Here is a 17,056-nt window from a genome sequence, read left to right as displayed (position 1 = left end):
ACAATCACGCCGCAATCCAAAATAGATCTGGAGATAGCCATGGGGACGGTCGTTCATTTCAAGCCAGCTGGTCGGCCGCTATTACCGTTCGAGGTCCAAGAAGGTGAGCGCGTTCTCGCGGAGGCACTGGACAGACTCACGAAAGCGAGGCTGTGGACCGCCGTGGGCCATCTCCAGACAGCCCTGATTGGCGCCGACAAAATTCGCGACCGACTGCCGGCCGGACCGATCAAGGATGATTTCGAGCAGAAGCTGGCGGCGCTTATACGGCACCTCTCCCATTTGCGCGAACAGGTCGAGCAATTGTAGCCTCATGATGAGACACAGTTCGGAAGCCAGTGAGGTCACCAAGTGGCTCATCGCGTCATTTGCTGCGGTTGCACAAAGGCGGCGGGTACCAGAGCGAAGCCGGCATCGACGAAGATTTATGATGGGGTGGACGCCCCGCCCGACCGCATCGATGTGCCAAAGTGGAGGTGTTGAGCACCACTTAAGGGAGGCGTCCGTGTCAGAAGTTATCACAATCGGTCTGGATATCGCCAAGCACGTTTTTCACGTTCACGGAGCGGATGGGCGGGGTCGAGCGATGTTCAGCAAGCGGATCAGCCGAGGAAAGCTGCTGGATTTCTTCGCGGCGCAGCCGAGTTGCACGGTAGCGCTGGAAGCATGTGGTGGAGCACATCACTGGGCTCGTCAGCTGACCCAGCTTGGCCATGAAGTTCGGCTGATCCCGCCCGCCTATGTAAAACCATTCGTGAAGCGGCAAAAGAACGATGCGATCGATGCCGAAGCGATATGCGAAGCGGCGCAGCGGCCGAGCATGCGGTTCGTGGCCGTGAAGAGCGAACAGCAACAGGCGGCGGGCCTGGTGTTTCGGACCCGTGATCTGTTAGTGCGGCAGCGAACCCAGCTCATCAACGCGATCCGGGGGCACCTCACTGAATATGGTTGGATTGCACCCAAGGGGCCGTCGCATGTGGCGACGCTTGCTGATCTGATCGAGGTAGAAGCGATGACCAGCTCGCTTCCCGAAGCGGCCCACACCATATTCCGATTGATGTTAGACCTGTTCGCCGGCCTCAACGGCAAGATCGCAGATCTCGACAAAGAGATCGCGCGATGCGCTCGCGAGGACGAAGTATCGCGCAGGCTGATGACCGTTCCTGGCATCGGCCCGATCTCCGCCACCGCGATCGCCGCTCTAGCACCGCCGGCCGAGACTTTTGCCAAAGGTCGTGACTTCGCGGCCTGGCTCGGTCTCACGCCCCTTCAAAGATCTACGGGCGGCAAGCAGAAGCTCGGCGGGACATCCAAAATGGGCGAACGCACGCTCAGGCGCCTCCTCATCATCGGCAGCAGCGCCGTAGTGCAGCAGGCAAGCAAACGGGGCGCGCCAAAGGGGTCGTGGCTCGAACAGATGCTGGCTCGCAAACCGCGCATGCTGGTAACGGTGGCGCTCGCCAACAAGATGGCGCGGATCGTCTGGGCGCTACTTGTAAAGCAGGAAAACTACAGAGCTCCGGTCGCCGCCAAGGCGTGAGCCTGGCGGGCCTGAGGTCGTCGCAGGTGCAGTCGGTCGAAGGAGAGTATGGCGCAACAGTCGGCGAGACGGGGCTGGAAGAACCAGATGTACTCATCGTGCCTGGAGCACACATTTATGATTTGGTTCCGGTCCGCGAACTCCCATACAGGCCCGCAGCTCCATCGCTGCATCAGAGGCCGGACAGATGGCAGCATCCGACTACGTGCCAATCTTCCTCTAAAATACCGCTTGCATCCGGCGGGGCGTCCACAGATGAGTACGCGCCCTAACAAGCCGGGCGTTGCATAGTAGCGCGCGGTTCGCGGCAGCGTGGCTCCCCGCCCTTGTGGGGCAGGCGGAGCGGCCCCGCCCTTGGCTCCATGGAGCCTCCATGGGGCGGGGTATTTGTTGGACGGTCAGCCAAAGTGGAGGCCCTTGCACAATGAGCGAATACAGTCCCCTCCAATCCGATTGGTCCGCCGCGTGAAGAAAAGAGCCGAGAGCCGGACGAGCGATACGGAGTAATCTCACCCGGGTGAGAGTGATAATGAGCAATTTTATCCTGTGCTGTTGGCTGTCATGGCCATAGGAGCACACTCAGGAGGCGTCATGGGCTTCTTGCTGGCCGGACGAGTGGCGCTTGCTTTAGCCGTCTTCGTTTCCGCTACATCGGTATCTTTTTTGGATGGATCGCACGCGGCCTCGCGAATGAGTGTAGCGGGCGCGGATTGCGGCCCGCCGTTGACTTTATAAGCTCATTGCGACGACAACTCCCACGCCGAGGACATATATCCATCCCTCGTGAAAATCGAAGAAATTCGAATTGAAGAGGGGAGCTGGTGATACTTCTGGATCACTACAAGGAGCCCGCCCAGCTCGCCAATCCGTCTTCGTATCGACGTCGTTAAGCCGTTTATGCCGTGTCATTCGGCCTGCAATTTTGGGACGCCGATTGATACTCCAATAGAAGTGGTGCTCCGGGCGCACCGCACAGTGCAGATTTGAGCTTGACCCGCGGCCGGTACTCAGCAACCATACGTAGATTGACTGAGGAATCACCGCCTAGTGGCGTCGAGGTGGTGCTGAAAGATAAGCTCGGCGTCATCATGACAATGCAAAGCATATTGTGACGTTTCATAGACTCGCGTCGTGGACGACGCGAACAGACATATAGGATAATAGCATGCGGCTTCTTATTGTCGGCACCTTGAAGGGCCAGCTCACGACAGCCACCAAGATCGCCATCGACAATGGCGCGACCGTTACCCAGACCGAGGATTATGAACTGGCGATGCGGGTTTTGCGCGGCGGCGAGGGTGCCGACCTGCTCTTGGTCGACGTCGGGCTCGACATCCGCGACCTCGTAATGCGGCTGGAAGCCGAGCACATTTACGTGCCGATCGTCGCCTGCGGCATCACCAACGACGCCCGCGCCGCGGCCGCGGCGATCCGTGCCGGCGCCAAGGAATATATCCCGCTGCCGCCGGAACCGGAACTGATCGCAGCGATTTTCGTAACGGTGGCCGACGAGGCCCGCGACTTTGTCTACCGGGACGACGAGATGGCGCGGGGTATCATGCTCGCCCAGCAGATCGCCGCCTCCAGTGATACGAGTGAAACTATTCTATCCTAATGCTTCGGGGCCTTCATGCGATGGAAGGCACCGGTGACGCCATGACCATGGTCGGTTTACCGCACCGTTGGTACCGGGGGGATAGCGCCGGTCGCAATGTGTTTCACATCGTGCTGTCCGCGGGCGGAGCTTGACCGGATGCGTACGTCCAAACAGCGACGATGCCTGTGGACACGGCTTTCTCCGTCGCAAGCGGCTATGGCTCGCTCGATATCGTCGGCAATAAGGGAATCCCGGAACCGAGCCAATCGCCAATTGGCGAAGAGCGTCCTGGTCAGCGCTGAACTACGCCAACCTCGTCGTTGGTCGGTGGCGGCTACGCCCTCATCTGATCGCGCTGAGCCGCATCGATGCTACGCCTCGCGTCCTGCGAGGCCACGCGCTCGGCTACAGCGTCGCGCATCACGTCTTCGGCTTCGTCCTCTGGGCATGATAGTCTGTAACCATGCGGCGTAGGCCGCAGGATCAACGCTTCAGCAGTTTGGGGTTTTCCTTGTAGAACTTGATGAGCTGGATCAGGTTTACGAAGACCGTCCCTCCGATGGTTGTCCTGTAGGGCATGATCGGTGGTTATCCCCGGATCAAGGCGAGCGCTTCGGCATGAAGCCGCGGCGTTGCGGTTGCCAAGATGCACCCTTCCGAGTGAATCGAGAGCGGGCATCCCTCCCAATCGGTGATGCAGCCGCCGGCGCCCTGCACGATCGGCACCAGCGCCATGTAGTCATATGGCTGAAGCCCCGTTTCGAGAACGATGTCGCAGTGTCCCGACGCAAGCAGGCCATAGACGTAGCAATCGCCGCCGAAACGGCGCATCCGCGCAGCTCGCGACAGCCGCTCGAATGACTCCATCTCGCCTTTGCGGAACATGTCAGGCGATGTGGTGTAGAAGCGTGCGTCGGCGACGCTCTCGCATGCGCTGGTCCGTGCCAATCCATCGCCGAACCGCGCTACGCCGGGCTTCGCCATCGACCGCTCGCCCGAAAAGGGGACGTCGATCAGGCCGCAGAATGGTTGCTGCTGATAGGTCAACGCGATCAGCGTGCCGAACAGGGGAAAGCCGCTGATGAAGCTCTTGGTGCCGTCGATCGGGTCGACGATCCAGGTGAAAGCGCCACCTGGCTTGTTTCCGATCTCCTCGCCGATGATGCCATGCTCCGGAAAGCGCGCCTCGATCCTTTCCCTCAGACGCAGCTCGACGGCTCGATCGGCAATCGTCACCGGACTGGCGTCGGATTTGGCCGCGACGTCCAGCGGAGTGCGGAAATAAGACAGCACGATGGGCCTGACCGAATCTGCGAGTTCAGCGGCGAATGACAGATAGACGTCGGCATCGTCTGCCGTGACGGCATGCTGGGCCATTTCGAGCGTTCGGCGCGCTGCTCGAGGGCCGTTTCGGGATTGCCGAGCGCTTTCGGTGAAGGTGCCGATGGTAGCCATTGTATCATTCCCTTTGTTTTCTCGGGCCGCGCCGATCACGTCCTCGATGGCGGTCGTGAGACCGGAGACGGTCGCGTCAATGCGGAATTCGCGTCGCGCGGCCTCCCCAATACTTCCAGTCCCGCTCATCAACGGTTACGAAGAGATCGTCCGCTGGGAAGAAGCAAAAGAACACCGTTGGCACGAGATCTCTTCATTTCGCGCCTGCGGTTGCGGTCCAGCCACGGCGTCCCGGTCCGGAACGCGCCAATATTGGCTCAAGCAATCCGCTTAGGCGGCTCCAGGCTCCCGCCCCAAACGTCCTGCGTCTGCCACCAGGATTTCAAGAGTCGTTTCGCGACAGCGGCGGGATCATCGTCCTTGCCAAGGGCGGCCTGATACGCAACGCCACTATCCTTGAACTTGTTAAGCAGTACGTATCCATCCTCGACCTTGTATTGTCCTTCCGCTATCTCGCCGGTATCGCCCTTCGCGCCCGACGGGGACCGAACGATAACACTAAGGCTGCGATAGTCATGCGGCATTTGGACATATGTGATTTGTCTATTAACGACTTGCCGATCAACGTCGCGCGCGAGGTGCCATATGTGTTCGTCAAACGCTACGACATTGCCCCTCCACCTGATCGAGCATGACCGGTGAAGGAAACTGCCCAGGCATCTTTCGGGCAGTGCCTGACTAACCCCGTCCCCTGACCAAAAGCTGACGGCCACGATCAATTCCTCGAATTCGGGAACTTGCGGGGCGCGATGCACCCCGGTCAACTTAGAACAGCGATGCTACAAGCCTCAAACTTGTCAGAGTTTTCCAGCCGCGCAGGCAGCCTTCGTCTTTGTCAAGGTCTTCACCGATCGTGGCGCCTTGATGAACCTTGCGGCCATCAGGCCACTCAGCAACCGCGGGTTCAAGGCTCAAGGGCTGACCGTCAAAAACAAAGACAACTTCGTCATCTTCGATTCGCTTTGACGATCTCAGCGTCGGAGGTTGATTGGGTAGTCGGCCCCTTCCACTTCATTCGGCCGTGAATACGCCAACCCAATTACATTCTTGGAGCAAACTGTATCGGCGCTGCATCGAATTGGCGCGGAACATGAGGCTTGCCTTGTGGCCGCCAGCCAGTGCTCTTTCCACCCACCGTGCAGAAAGACAGCGGATGACAATCTCTTTGCGCTGATTATCGCCGTGATTGCAATGCTAAGGTACGCTTGGTATTTGCCCAAGACCGATATGGTCAGTGTATTCGCAATACTGTCATGTTAGGCATTTTCCTCGGAGTCGCCGCTGGCAATGCGACTTGGGATTTTGTGAATAGCTATGTTTCGCCGCCATGCAAACGCTTACCGCATCATTCGATACTGGCACTTGGTTCGAGCGAGCCTTGATCAAATGTGCTCATCGCGAGATGGTCCGCCCTCACAACGCGGACTGGCGCGCCGGAGACTGCTAGTCTTGCAATCGCGTTCCACCCAACGGCCAAGGCGAAGGAATGAAAGTCAATCATATCGTGCTTAGGAACCGGTCTAGACGATGGAGCAAGGAAGAGGACAAGCGCCTGCTCGAACTCACGTCAAACAACGAAATACCGAAGCGCATTTCTATCCTACTCGAGAGAAGCGAACTCGCTGTCGTTCAGCGAATGAGGAAATTGCGCGTGTGGCGTCCAAACTCCGGACCTCCTGAGAGGCCAGACAAGCGATAAGCGAAGACGCCGAGCGCGATCACCACCGTGCCGGAGGAGGCGCCGACCCCGGAGCACATCGCCGTAAAGCCGGGACAGAAACTCCGCTTCCGGCCCCGCCCACGTACCAGAGCCCCGCCTATGACCGATAAGCCGGAGAGAGAAATAACGCACGAACGGGCCGCGCTGCGCGGCGATGTACGCGCCAAGGCCTGCCCGTTCTGCGGCGAGATGCCCGAGGTCGAGCTAGTCCTGACGGCAAGGATCGCCTGCATCGAGGTCGACTGCCTTAATCCTATCGTTCATTCGCCGACGCTCGCAGACGCGCTGGCCTTCTGGAACATGCGCCGGGCGTCCGGACCGGCGGTAAGCTTGACCGGCGAGCACGGCTCGAGGAGAGCGACTTCCTCGAGAGCTAAGATTGGCAGATGGCTCTCGATTGTCGCGGGCCGTAATCTCCGCCACGCAGAGACCGGGGATGATCATCCCATGACCAAAACCCTCGTTGAATTTATTGGCGGCCCCGCACATGGAGCCAGGATGACGCGTCCGCGCGTTGCGACAGTAAACGTTCCTACTCCGAGTTTCGGCAGGTTCGCATACACGATCCGACGTTGCCGCGACGAAGACGGCAATCTCGTCGAAATCCTGGCGCCTGCCGGTCGCGAAGTCGATCCCGCCTTTCTTGCCAAGCGGGGACTCCGGAATTGATGGTGGAGGGACCAAGATCTCCGATATGCTGTCGCCAGGGACTTTATGGAGAATGTAGCGATGACGGAGACACCTGACGACGTCCCCCTGTCGAGGAGATCGAAATCGACGAGTCGGCTGCGATCATAGTTGAGCAGATCGATGACGAGATCACCGTCGCCATTGCGAGCGTTGTCGGCGTTCATTTCCGGGTAACGGCGGATCAGGCGCTCAAACTCTCTCGCGCCTTGGCTGTGGCCGCGGAGAATGCGGCTAAATTCCTGGCATCCATCGAGACGTAACGGCGGAGAGGACACCAAGAGATGCAGGCGGATTTTTCCAGCCGGAGTCGAGCGATTCGCCCGTCGGACACCGGCACAAAGAGGGGCTTGGGCGCGAGAGGCGAAGCTCCGGCAAAACGGTCTGTTCACTCTTGCGCGTCAATCAAATCGCGCACCAGCGACAGCACTTCCGATCCTGAGTCTTCGGTGTCGGTGATTTGTTCGATAACAGCGTCGGTCACATTGAGGAGGGCGCGTCGAGCCGCTTCCCTGTCCTCGTTTCGCTGTCTGAAGTCCACGTCTATCAGGGGACCCAAGTCACGTACTTTCAGGCCACGATAGGCAGCGCTGGCGGCTTTTAGTTCTATTCGCGCGGCGTCATCTACACATGCATCCGAGAGCTTCAAACACACGTTTTTCGATGCGCTCGTCTTCGACCTCGTGATTCTTTTGGCGGACCACCCAACGATCCGCTCGCGCTCGGGGAAGCATGGATCAAGTAAGCGCCAATTGCAGCCGTCATCAGAAGGAGCAATCCGAAATCGACCATCAGCCCCGATTTTGATGTTTGCAAGCACTTGCTGTCGCTTTCTAAAGATTTCAATTTGGCGAGCTTGAGGTCTTGCTCAATCAGATTGAGGCCGGTTTCCAGCTTAGCCCTGCTGAACCGTCGCAATCTTTTTGCATGGTCGCTCGTATCTGACGATGGTTTTGCTCCAGCGTGGCGATGGCGTGATCAATCGTGAGTTTGGCATTCGCTTGAACGGTTTCAAGCCGTTGATCTGCACGTCGACCTGGATCGCGTGCCATCGGTAACGGCACTATCAGCGTGTCACACCTCCTGCATCCAAAGTTCCGCGCGTGCAGCTATGCGAATGGATCCCCGATATGAATCGAAACGCTTAACGAGTGACCCACATTTGCCCTGTATTGAAGTCTAACATCGGCGGCACAGACAGCCCTCCGGCGCCATTCACATGATGACGACAGGACTGAGATGAAAACTGTCGAAGAGCTCAAGCTAAATGATCTCGAAGTATCTCCGACGTTCAAAGTCGGTGACCCGATGTTGAACGGCTTCCCATTCCCAACGGCGGGAACAAGAAAAGGCTTCAACAAACCTTTCTCCGAAAACATCATTGGCCGCTGGAGACTGTGCAAACCGAGATGTTGCCTCTGATAGGCTTTGAGGCAGTCTCTCGGACAGAAGACACATCTCGACGCTTGCATCACCGACGATCGACGCCGGTAGTGCCACATCTGTCTCGACGCCCAGTATGCCGGAACCAATGGCACATGCGAGGGCGAGATATGGGTTCACGTCAGCGCCACCCAGCCTATACTCCAGTCGATGGGCAGACGGCTCTCCCGGAATGGCCCGAACCGCGCAGGAACGGTTGTCAACTCCCCAGCTTGGACAGATTGGTGCCCAGCAGCCAGGGACCAATCTCTTGTAGCTATTGAAGTTCGGCGCCGCGAGCACACAGAAATCATTCATATATTTCAGTTGTCCGGCGATGAATTGCCTCATAAGCTTCGAGACGTTGCCGAACGCATCGCTGTCGTAAAACGCATTCTGACCATCCGAGGACATCGAAATGTGAATATGGCCGGACTGGCCGGGCCATTTCTCGGAAACCTTGGCCATGAATGTAGCCATCATGCCTCGCGTTTGCGCCCAGGCTTTTATCATCGACTTGAATATGGTTGCTCGATCGGCAGCTTCCAGCGCATCACAATGACGAAGTGACGCTTCGACCACGCCAGGTCCCGTTTCAAAGTGCAGCCCGCTGAGAGGTATTCTAGCCTTCTCACAAAGCGCCAAGATCTCATCGAACAGCTCATGTTGCGCGACAGAGCGCGCAATCGAGTAGCCGAACGGGCCCCGCGTTAAAGGGGCCCATTCGCCGAACGGCTTGTCTTCAATTGTGTCGGCGCTCTCCTTGAACAGCATAAATTCAAACTCGAACCCAGCAGCGTAGCCGTAGCCGTGGTCAGCAGCCCTTCTCAGGACCTTACGCAGAATACCGCGCGGGCAGATGTTCTCATGTGCGCCGGTGAACTCGGCGAGGTAGAGATATTGATCGCCGACATAAGACACCGAACGGCCGGTGCCTGACAGAATACGCAGATCAGCGTCTCCGAATGCTGATAGCGGCTTTTGCGTGAAACTGGCCGGAATGACCCGGTCCGAACAATCCCACGCGAGCACCGCTTCAGAGAACTTGATAACTTTATCTCCATCTGAGAGATCTTCACCTAAGACGTGTTTGCCTCGCAGCACGCCATCGAAGTCGCTTACGCCGATCATCGCCGAGCGGGCTGGATTCGCCCTTGTCAACCTGGCATCAGTTGGCATTAGTCGCGATCCTGCGTCACTAAATCGAACACCTGGTCCATCCGCATTGCTCGCAACTTGCGATAGTCATCATCAAGCTGATTCAAGTCGCTATTCACGAGATAAACGATGCCTGGTGTCGACGCCAAGTCGATCGTCGGAACCAGCTCTTCACCAATCGGAACGAATGCAATGGCATCCGCGAAGCTCGGGAGCTTGCGGATTATTTCGAGTCCCGGGTAACCGGCAACGACACCGCCGATATCGGAGATCAGCGAGACGCATAGTGCGTGAGCCTGCCGCTTGTAGGGCCCGCGCAGCCTCATGTACTCACCAAAGCCCTTGGGATCTGCGTAGCGCCAGGCCGTCAGCGTCAGATGGTTGTGCCCCAACGCCATGGTTCGTGCTTTTGCCGACATGGTCCCTTGAAGCCTCGCTCCGAAGTCCACCAGAACCGGCCCCCGATGATCGACAATGATCTCAGCATGAGCCGGTCCGTCGACGATCTGAAGCGCCTGCAGCGCACGCACCAAGTAGTCTGACAGCTCCTGAACGATTGGTTCGCTGCCCCCCAACAACCTCTCAAGTGAGCAGACCGATGATGCCCCCTCAATAGGAACGGTGTCATAGGTCCAGGCCTCCGTAACGAAGGCTTCCCCGCCGATCGAGACGGCATTTACGGTGTATTGCTGGCCATTTATTTTTTCCTGCCCAAGGGCAAAACGATTCAGCGCTCCGACACGGTTCGTCTTGCCGACAATTGCGCTTAGAGCCCGCTGAATATCAGCATCTGTCGAGCAAAAAAATACATCCTCGGTGCCCGTACTGTTCAGAGGCTTGATCACGATCTCGTCGAACTTCGCTTCACGCTTCCAGCTTGCGAACTCTACAGCACTGTCGGACACGACTTGTCTGATCGATCGCACGCCTGCAGAGGTCAGCGCGCAAGACAACCGCGCTTTGTCACGCCGAGCAGCCGATAGCGCGGTCCCATTTGAAGGTAAGCCCAGCCGCTCCGACAAAGAATCGGCGAGCTCAACTCCGGTCTCGCAGCCCGCGATAACGAACTCAAATTCCCTGCCATGGAGAGCCTGAAGATGATATTCAACGATCTCGTCATACTCCATGCGCTCGCTGGGGCGAATGACTTCATCATACAGATCCGCATTGAAATGCGATTGGAATATGGGTGGAATCTGTGCAGCCGACATCACATGCACCGTTCCAATTCCATAACGATTGAATTCTTCCGGTAGGTATCGGCCGGTAGAGTATGCGTCTACGATTACACAATTCCGTTCTTTCATGCGGATCTCCGATACTGCAAGTAGATGTTGCTGACAGCGACAGCTGTAATGAGAACATTTCCAACGAACGTATGTGACGAAGGCACGATGCGAGAATCGAAGTACTGGAACAGGAAGGTGATGATAGGGGCGGTGGACAGGACCATGTTGACGGTGAAGGGCTCTACGCGGCGAATGCCCTGCTGGATCAAGAGCAAAGGAACAAGGATCGTCGACAGTCCAATTGTTGCGATCGCAAACCAATGCTGCGAGATCTCGGGCACGATAGATGAATGGTCGACCAGTCCCAGCAGCAAGAGAATCGTTCCATAAAAGCGATGCGCAAGCACTTGGCGGCCAGAAAACCCACGGTCGAACAGCAGTTTGACAAGTATATTTGTAAGGGCCAGCGATAGGCCGGCCACGATCGCCAAGACGATGCCAAAGGACGATCGAGCACCCCACTCCACGCCCGCGTTGCCGCTGGCCGAGATCCAAATCATGTAACTCCCGATCGTTGCGATCGTAACGCTCACGACAATATCGGATGCTGGAGGGGTGCCCTGGCGCCTGATCAGTGCGTTTAGCCACACTGTTGCTGTGGGCCCGAGCGCCACCATGAAGGCGACGACGATCGCAGGTTCAGCGTATTTCAATCCGATAAATAGGCCGATCCAGCTGATCGCTGTCACGACATTGAGCGCGACGAAGACCAGGAGCGACCATTTCGCCACCCTTGCCTCGCCTCCCTCGTGGCGCGCCAGGAGATTGAACGTCAGACAAACCACAGCGAAGGACAGCAGGAGCGCGACGAACACATCTGCTTGCTGAAAATACGATGCCGCATAAACCTCGCCTGCCGCGCTCACGACGACATAAAGCGCCACAAAGAAAACTCCTAGAGCGAAGCGATTCGTCAATCGCTGCCTGCGCGGCGGCGCACGGCCCGCGGAGGACCAGGCGCGTGCATCGGCTCCGAGGGACTCTCCTTTCGACCTGCACGGACCACGTTTGGTTTGAAATGTCACAATCCGCCTCTAGTGCTTCTTAGCTCTGCAGTACCCAACACACGCCTCACCAAATGTCTTGAACAGTTGCTTGCTGAGGAGATCGGTTGAGACGTGCCATTCGGGGTGCCATTGCACGCCGATTTGCAGTGTCGGCGCGCCAATGACCGAAGCCGCCTCGACCAGGCCGTCAGGCGCCCACGCCTCCCGCCTCAGCGCCGGGGCAAGCGCCTCGATGCCTTGATTGTGCAGCGAGTTGACTTGCGCTTCGATCGTCCGCGCGATTGGGAAGAGCGCGCCATCGGAACATATCCTGACGCTGTGCGCGGCGTCGTACTGACGGTCTCTTGGACGATCTGGCTTCTCGGCATGCATCGCGCCACTTTCCGGCCTCCACTCCGCAAGCGATGGGCGGAGTGTGCCGCCGAAATAGACGTTGAGTTCCTGAAGCCCACGGCAGATGCCCAGAATAGGCATTCCGAGCGCGATGGCGCTCTCTATGGTTACGGCAGAGAGCCTGTCCCGCGGGCGGTCAAGGATCCCAACCTCAACGTCCTGCCGATCAGCCTCCGTCAAGGACGAAGGCGCTCTCAGGATGGCGGGGTCGATGTTCGATTCATCACCAGTCAACACCAGGCCGTCGAGCCGGCCTATGATCGCCGGGGCGACCTCCTCCCTCGCATCTTCCGCGTCGACCGTCGGCAATATGACGCACGCCACTCCCGCATGACGATGGAGTGCCTGCACGTATTTGCGCCGCAACCAGTCGCGATGCACACCATCCACCAAAAGACGGTTCGAAGTGACGCCGACCACGGCTCGGGCGCGCTCTGGCCGTAGCAACGTCACGCCACCTGCCCTCGCGTGCGGACCTCGGCAACGGACTGCTCATACAACCGTCGATTTCGCTCTTTCAACTGAGTTATGACGCTAGGTTGACCTTGGGGTCCCTTGACAAAGAGTCCGCCCCAGGTCTCGGCAACCTTCGCGTAGTTCGGATCCTGCATTCGGATTTTCTGAGCTTTGCGCAACAGCCAAAACGGGATACCCGGCGAAAGGTGATGCTCGAGGTGGTACTCATCCAGATTCTGTCCGAGGATGGCCCGCTCAAGGAAACTTCCTTTCCGATTCCTGGTGAGATAGACGTTCTGCGTCTCGGTTTCGCACATAGGTGAGTGCTCGGCGAGCTCGATAAACCAGCCGAGGACCTGAAACGTGGTGAGATAGGGCACGATCCAAAATAGGACGACGATATGGAGCAGCCCAAGAGCATATGACCCGGCCAGGATGCTGATCCAGAAGAGATAGAAGCCATACTTGTCGATAAGTATGCCTGAGCGGCTCTGATCCTCGGCTTCTGTGATCGAAAACCGGTTGGTCCAAAGATACTTCAGATACGCCACTGTCGCGCCGCCGAAGATCGGCTTCCAGATCATGTTGAAAGCGTACCGCTCCGGAGGCTGCACGTCGTAAACGCCGCTGGCCAGGAAGAACTTCAGGTCGGGATCCTTGTCCGGGTCCCCGAGATAGGGATGATGCAAATAGACGTGCGAAATCCGGTAGGCCCAGTGGCGCTGGAACAAGGGATAGGAAGCGAACAGAATGCCGAGGACGTAGTTCCAGGTCGTGTTCTTCGCGAGCGTCCGATGAGCCGCATCATGAGCGATGGTTGTCAATCCGCGCTGATAGGCACCAATCAGAAGAACGGCGAGCGGGTAGAGCCACCATGAGATGGACACGGTCGCGAGCGTGCACGCTGCGATGACAGCGTAATCTTTGGCAATATAGGCCGCTCCCGTGATGTTGTCGGGCCTCAGCTCGGAGAGCTGCTTATTGACCTCCCGGCTGAATTGAACGGCCTCATAGCGTGATGACCTCAGTTTCCAAGCGTCTGCCTGATTCATGAGAACCTCTTCCTGATCGCCTTGCTGGTTGTCAGATTGCGGAAAGCGCCTTGTCCAGATCGCGTACGATGTCGTTGACATCTTCGATGCCGACGCAAAGTCGGATCGAGCCGCCATATATGCCGGCGGCTTCGCGCTTTTCCCGCGGGACGGTGGTGTGGGTCGTCGAGACAGGATGAGTCACGAGCGTTCGGGCATCGCCTACATTCGAAACGTGATACATCAAGTCGACGTTCTGGATGAACTTGCGCCCAGCCTGCTCGTCCTCCACTTCGAACATGACCATCGCCCCGTGTCCGTATGCAGTATTGAGTGTCTGTTCGACGGTTTCCCGATCGGCGCCTTCAAAGAGCCCCGGGTAGAAGACACGGCGCACTTTAGGGTGCTCCTTGAGAACGTCGGCCACGATCCTGGCATTCGCGCAGTGCTGCTTCATGCGAAGGGGCAGCGTTTCAAGCCCTTGGATCAGTTGAAAGCTCGCAAACGGGGCGATGGCCGCGCCGGTATCGCGCAACCAGGTCATGCGAGCCTTGAGCAGAAACTCGCTCTTTCCAAGATCGTCGACATCGCGCACCGCGTTATGCCAGACAATTCCGCCATGCGCATCGTCGGGACGGTTGAACAAGGGAAAGCGAGAGGCTTTCCGGTAGCTAAACTCGCCGTTGTCAACGATCAGTCCGCCAAGCGTCGTGCCATGGCCGCATATATATTTCGTTGCTGAGTACGTCGTAATCGCAGCGCCGAGATCTGACGGCCGGCATATCAGTGGCGTCGTCGTATTGTCCACGACCAAAGGCACGCCGTACTTTCGGCCGATCTCCGCCAGCTGCTTGACGGGAAGCGGAATCAGACAGGGATTCGAAATCACCTCTCCGAACAGGCATATCGTGCGATCATCAATGGCACGTTCGAACGTCTCGGGCCTTCGAGGATCTGCCGTCCTCACGCTGATCCCAAGACGCTTTAATGTATTGTGGAGCAGGTTCCAGGTATTGCCATATAGATAGGGAGAGGCGACGACATTGTCCCCCACTTCGCCACTTGACAGGTTGACGATAGCCAGGAACGTCGCCGCTTGACCTGACGCAACGGCGAGCGAGTCGCTTCCCATATCGACGGCGGCGTAGCGCTTTTCCAGCGCGCGGGTCGTCGGATTGATGATCCTCGTGTAGGTGAACCCATCGGCCTTGACGTTGTAGACGTCAGCAATGTGGTTTAGATCGCCATCGAGTTCATAAGCCGTATTCTGGTAAATCGGCACTGCGACGGCTTTCGTTACCGGGTCGCGTCGATAGCCCGCATGCAGAACAGCAGTCTCCGCGGAAAACGGCAGCTGCGGGTCCCCGGCCGCTCGAGCCGGCATCTTTACGCGAGCCCCGCATGCCTCATTGCTCGACATCGGCCTTGCTAACCGAGCCTGACCGGACCGGAAATATGTACGAAAAGCGCACCCCAACTGCTCGATCCAGCTGGCTTGGATTTCCCCAATGCAACCGACGCGAAAACTCCGTGTCGGAAGATGCAGCTTCGAGTAGACGTAAAGGTTGTGGGCCGCCAAGTGGCGATACAGCCCATCGAATCCTGCCTGGTCCACGATTCCAGACGGCGCACTGAATGCGACGCAGACCGGCGACTGCAAGTCCGGGGACAGCAGCGGAGACACCACTCCTTCGAGTTCTTTGAGGAGATCGTCCCTGACCTTCTCGTACCTGCAGCGCCTGGCATCGATGCCCTCCTCGTGCAGAATCTTCAAGGCCTTTGTCGTTGCCTGAACGATGTGGGTGGGAGGAGTCGATCGCCACTCACCCGTGCGCTCGAGCGAGAGCCATTGATCTCTCACGTCGAGCACAAACGACCTCGGTTCTTGAACCGCATTCTCCAGCAGCTCGCGAGACGCGATGACAAATGCCACTCCCGGCGGCCCTTCTATGCACTTGTTGCTCGAGGTGACCAGGACGTCAGGTCCACGCTGGCTCAGGTCGATGTTAAGGGCGCCGAAAGAACTCATCCCATCGATGATGGTCTTTACGCCACGTCGCCTCGCCTCCTCCACGATTGCGTCCAGTGGATTGACGATTCCAGTTGTTGTCTCACAATGCACGAGACATAGGTGCGTAACGCCAGGATTTCGGCTCAGATACTCGCCAATTTCTTGAGGATCAAAAGGATCGGTCGCTCGCTTGACAAGCTTCAGTGCTTCGACGCCCCATAGCCGCAAAATTTTTAAAATGCGCTCGCCATAGATGCCGTTTATGCAAACGAGCGGCCTGTGGGCTCGGGACACAAATGAAGAGAGAGCGGCTTCCATTGCAAAGGAGCCGCCTCCCTGAATAGGCACCACCGAATAGTCGTCAGAATTTCCCAGCAAGTTGAGCATCAGCCGCCTCATGCAGGCGGTCACTTCCTTGAACTCGCAATCGCGCGATGCGAGATCAAGCTGCATCTGGCTTCTGACCGCCAGCGATAACGACAATGGACCAGGCGTCAGCAAAGAGCGCTGTCTTATCAAACCATTCCTCCTCAAGTTGTATTCGTCAATGGATCTGGAGTACGCCCACCCCACCAGGGAGCCCCTGTGGCGAGCGTCGACTTCCTCGGTCAACAGCTTCGGGTCAAACGCCATGGATCGCGGGCGCGTTTCGGGTCGCTGTCCGAAAACCCTGTCGGATGACAACCTCCATATCTCATCCCAGATGCAGAACGATCTTTCACAAAGCTCCTCACCGATGCCATTCAGACCTCCCAGAAATTGGCTTTGCCACCGCGCCCTCGCACGCAATTGGCGCCGACGCGCGCTCTCATCCAGCCATCACGCATGCGCAGGCTTGAGCGCGGTCACCTTCTTGCGTCGCGAAGCGGCAGCTCGGCCGACCGACTTACGTGTGAACCTGCGCCATTCAGGCAAACTTGACGTTAGGAAAACGATGCAGTCGGATCATCGCGCCCGGATGCAGATCAAGGCATGGCGCATGATCGTCGTTGGCGACGGGAGTCTGATGCGTGGGCTTGAGACTTGATGCATTCGCACTCCGTCGCGCGTTGGAGAGTTTTGGACGCTGATGACTGTCGTTGTCCATTTCGAGATCGTACAACTTGACGTTAGGGGCGTTTCAACCCTCTCCGAGATTTTCTTGCGTGAATTTTTCCTGACCGCACTCCCATCTGGCGGCGAGAAGCCGACGTAGGCAGCAGAGTGCGGAGATTCACAGCGAGCTAGAATAATTTGAGAGTTCGACATCAGGACTGTCGGCATTCCGGCTGCGAGCGCGCTACCTGCAGG

General features: G+C 57.8%; 11 protein-coding genes and 1 pseudogene. 4 read left to right on the top strand and 8 right to left on the bottom strand.

Annotation, left to right across the window (positions count from 1 at the left end; translation table 11 throughout):
• Positions 1-39 precede the first annotated feature (39 nt).
• The 3 genes and pseudogenes from CWO91_RS05475 to CWO91_RS05465 all read left to right on the top strand — a co-directional run.
• A complete protein-coding gene (locus CWO91_RS05475; RefSeq protein WP_130212555.1) occupies positions 40-309 on the top strand; it encodes a hypothetical protein in 270 nt (89 codons plus the stop codon).
• A 196-nt stretch (positions 310-505) separates the two neighbouring features.
• Entirely contained in the window at positions 506-1,540 is a 1,035-nt protein-coding gene (locus CWO91_RS05470; RefSeq protein ID WP_130212554.1) for an IS110 family transposase, read from the top strand.
• Positions 1,541-2,705: 1,165 nt separating this feature from the next.
• A pseudogene (locus tag CWO91_RS05465) lies at positions 2,706-3,125 on the top strand (sigma-54-dependent Fis family transcriptional regulator); the annotation flags it as partial.
• A 600-nt stretch (positions 3,126-3,725) separates the two neighbouring features.
• Here the strand turns inward: CWO91_RS05465 and hisN are convergent.
• Positions 3,726-4,514 carry a histidinol-phosphatase gene (gene hisN / locus CWO91_RS05460; protein WP_130212553.1) on the bottom strand — a complete coding sequence of 263 codons (789 nt, stop codon included), beginning with the start codon at positions 4,512-4,514 and terminating at the stop codon, positions 3,726-3,728.
• Positions 4,515-6,411: 1,897 nt separating this feature from the next.
• Between hisN and CWO91_RS05455 the strand changes: the two genes are divergently transcribed.
• Positions 6,412-6,981, top strand: a complete 570-nt coding sequence (locus tag CWO91_RS05455; protein WP_130212552.1) for a hypothetical protein — start codon at positions 6,412-6,414, stop codon at positions 6,979-6,981.
• A gap of 406 nt (positions 6,982-7,387) precedes the next feature.
• Here CWO91_RS05455 and CWO91_RS05445 read toward each other — a convergent pair whose 3' ends face one another.
• The 7 genes from CWO91_RS05445 to CWO91_RS05415 all read right to left on the bottom strand — a co-directional run bounded on the left by CWO91_RS05445 (position 7,388) and on the right by CWO91_RS05415 (position 16,219).
• Positions 7,388-7,819 (bottom strand): hypothetical protein, encoded by a 432-nt coding sequence (locus tag CWO91_RS05445; RefSeq protein ID WP_130212551.1) that lies wholly within the window; start codon positions 7,817-7,819, stop codon positions 7,388-7,390.
• 443 nt (positions 7,820-8,262) lie between these two features.
• Positions 8,263-9,600, bottom strand: coding sequence for a glutamine synthetase family protein (locus tag CWO91_RS05440; protein ID WP_130212550.1), 1,338 nt, complete (start codon positions 9,598-9,600; stop codon positions 8,263-8,265).
• On the bottom strand, positions 9,600-10,886 hold the full coding sequence (locus tag CWO91_RS05435; RefSeq protein ID WP_130212549.1) for an ATP-grasp domain-containing protein: 1,287 nt from the start codon (positions 10,884-10,886) through the stop codon (positions 9,600-9,602). The genes CWO91_RS05440 and CWO91_RS05435 overlap by 1 nt, the downstream gene beginning before the upstream one ends.
• Positions 10,883-11,752 (bottom strand): DMT family transporter, encoded by an 870-nt coding sequence (locus tag CWO91_RS05430; RefSeq protein ID WP_245471131.1) that lies wholly within the window; start codon positions 11,750-11,752, stop codon positions 10,883-10,885. Before CWO91_RS05430 ends, CWO91_RS05435 begins: the two co-directional genes overlap by 4 nt.
• A 150-nt stretch (positions 11,753-11,902) precedes the next feature.
• Positions 11,903-12,688 carry a gamma-glutamyl-gamma-aminobutyrate hydrolase family protein gene (locus CWO91_RS05425; protein WP_245471130.1) on the bottom strand — a complete coding sequence of 262 codons (786 nt, stop codon included), beginning with the start codon at positions 12,686-12,688 and terminating at the stop codon, positions 11,903-11,905.
• Between the two features lie 29 nt (positions 12,689-12,717).
• Entirely contained in the window at positions 12,718-13,776 is a 1,059-nt protein-coding gene (gene rtxC / locus CWO91_RS05420) for a dhydrorhizobitoxine desaturase (RefSeq protein ID WP_130212546.1), read from the bottom strand.
• Positions 13,777-13,807: 31 nt separating this feature from the next.
• Positions 13,808-16,219: a 2-aminoethylphosphonate--pyruvate transaminase gene (locus CWO91_RS05415; protein ID WP_245471129.1), complete on the bottom strand. Its 2,412-nt coding sequence runs from the start codon at positions 16,217-16,219 to the stop codon at positions 13,808-13,810.
• Positions 16,220-17,056 lie beyond the last annotated feature (837 nt).

The sequence above is a fragment of the Bradyrhizobium genosp. SA-3 genome (assembly GCF_004212635.1).
GTDB lineage: Bacteria > Pseudomonadota > Alphaproteobacteria > Rhizobiales > Xanthobacteraceae > Bradyrhizobium.
Note: the sequence above shows the minus strand (reverse complement) of the source record. Positions and strands in the feature narration are given on the sequence as shown.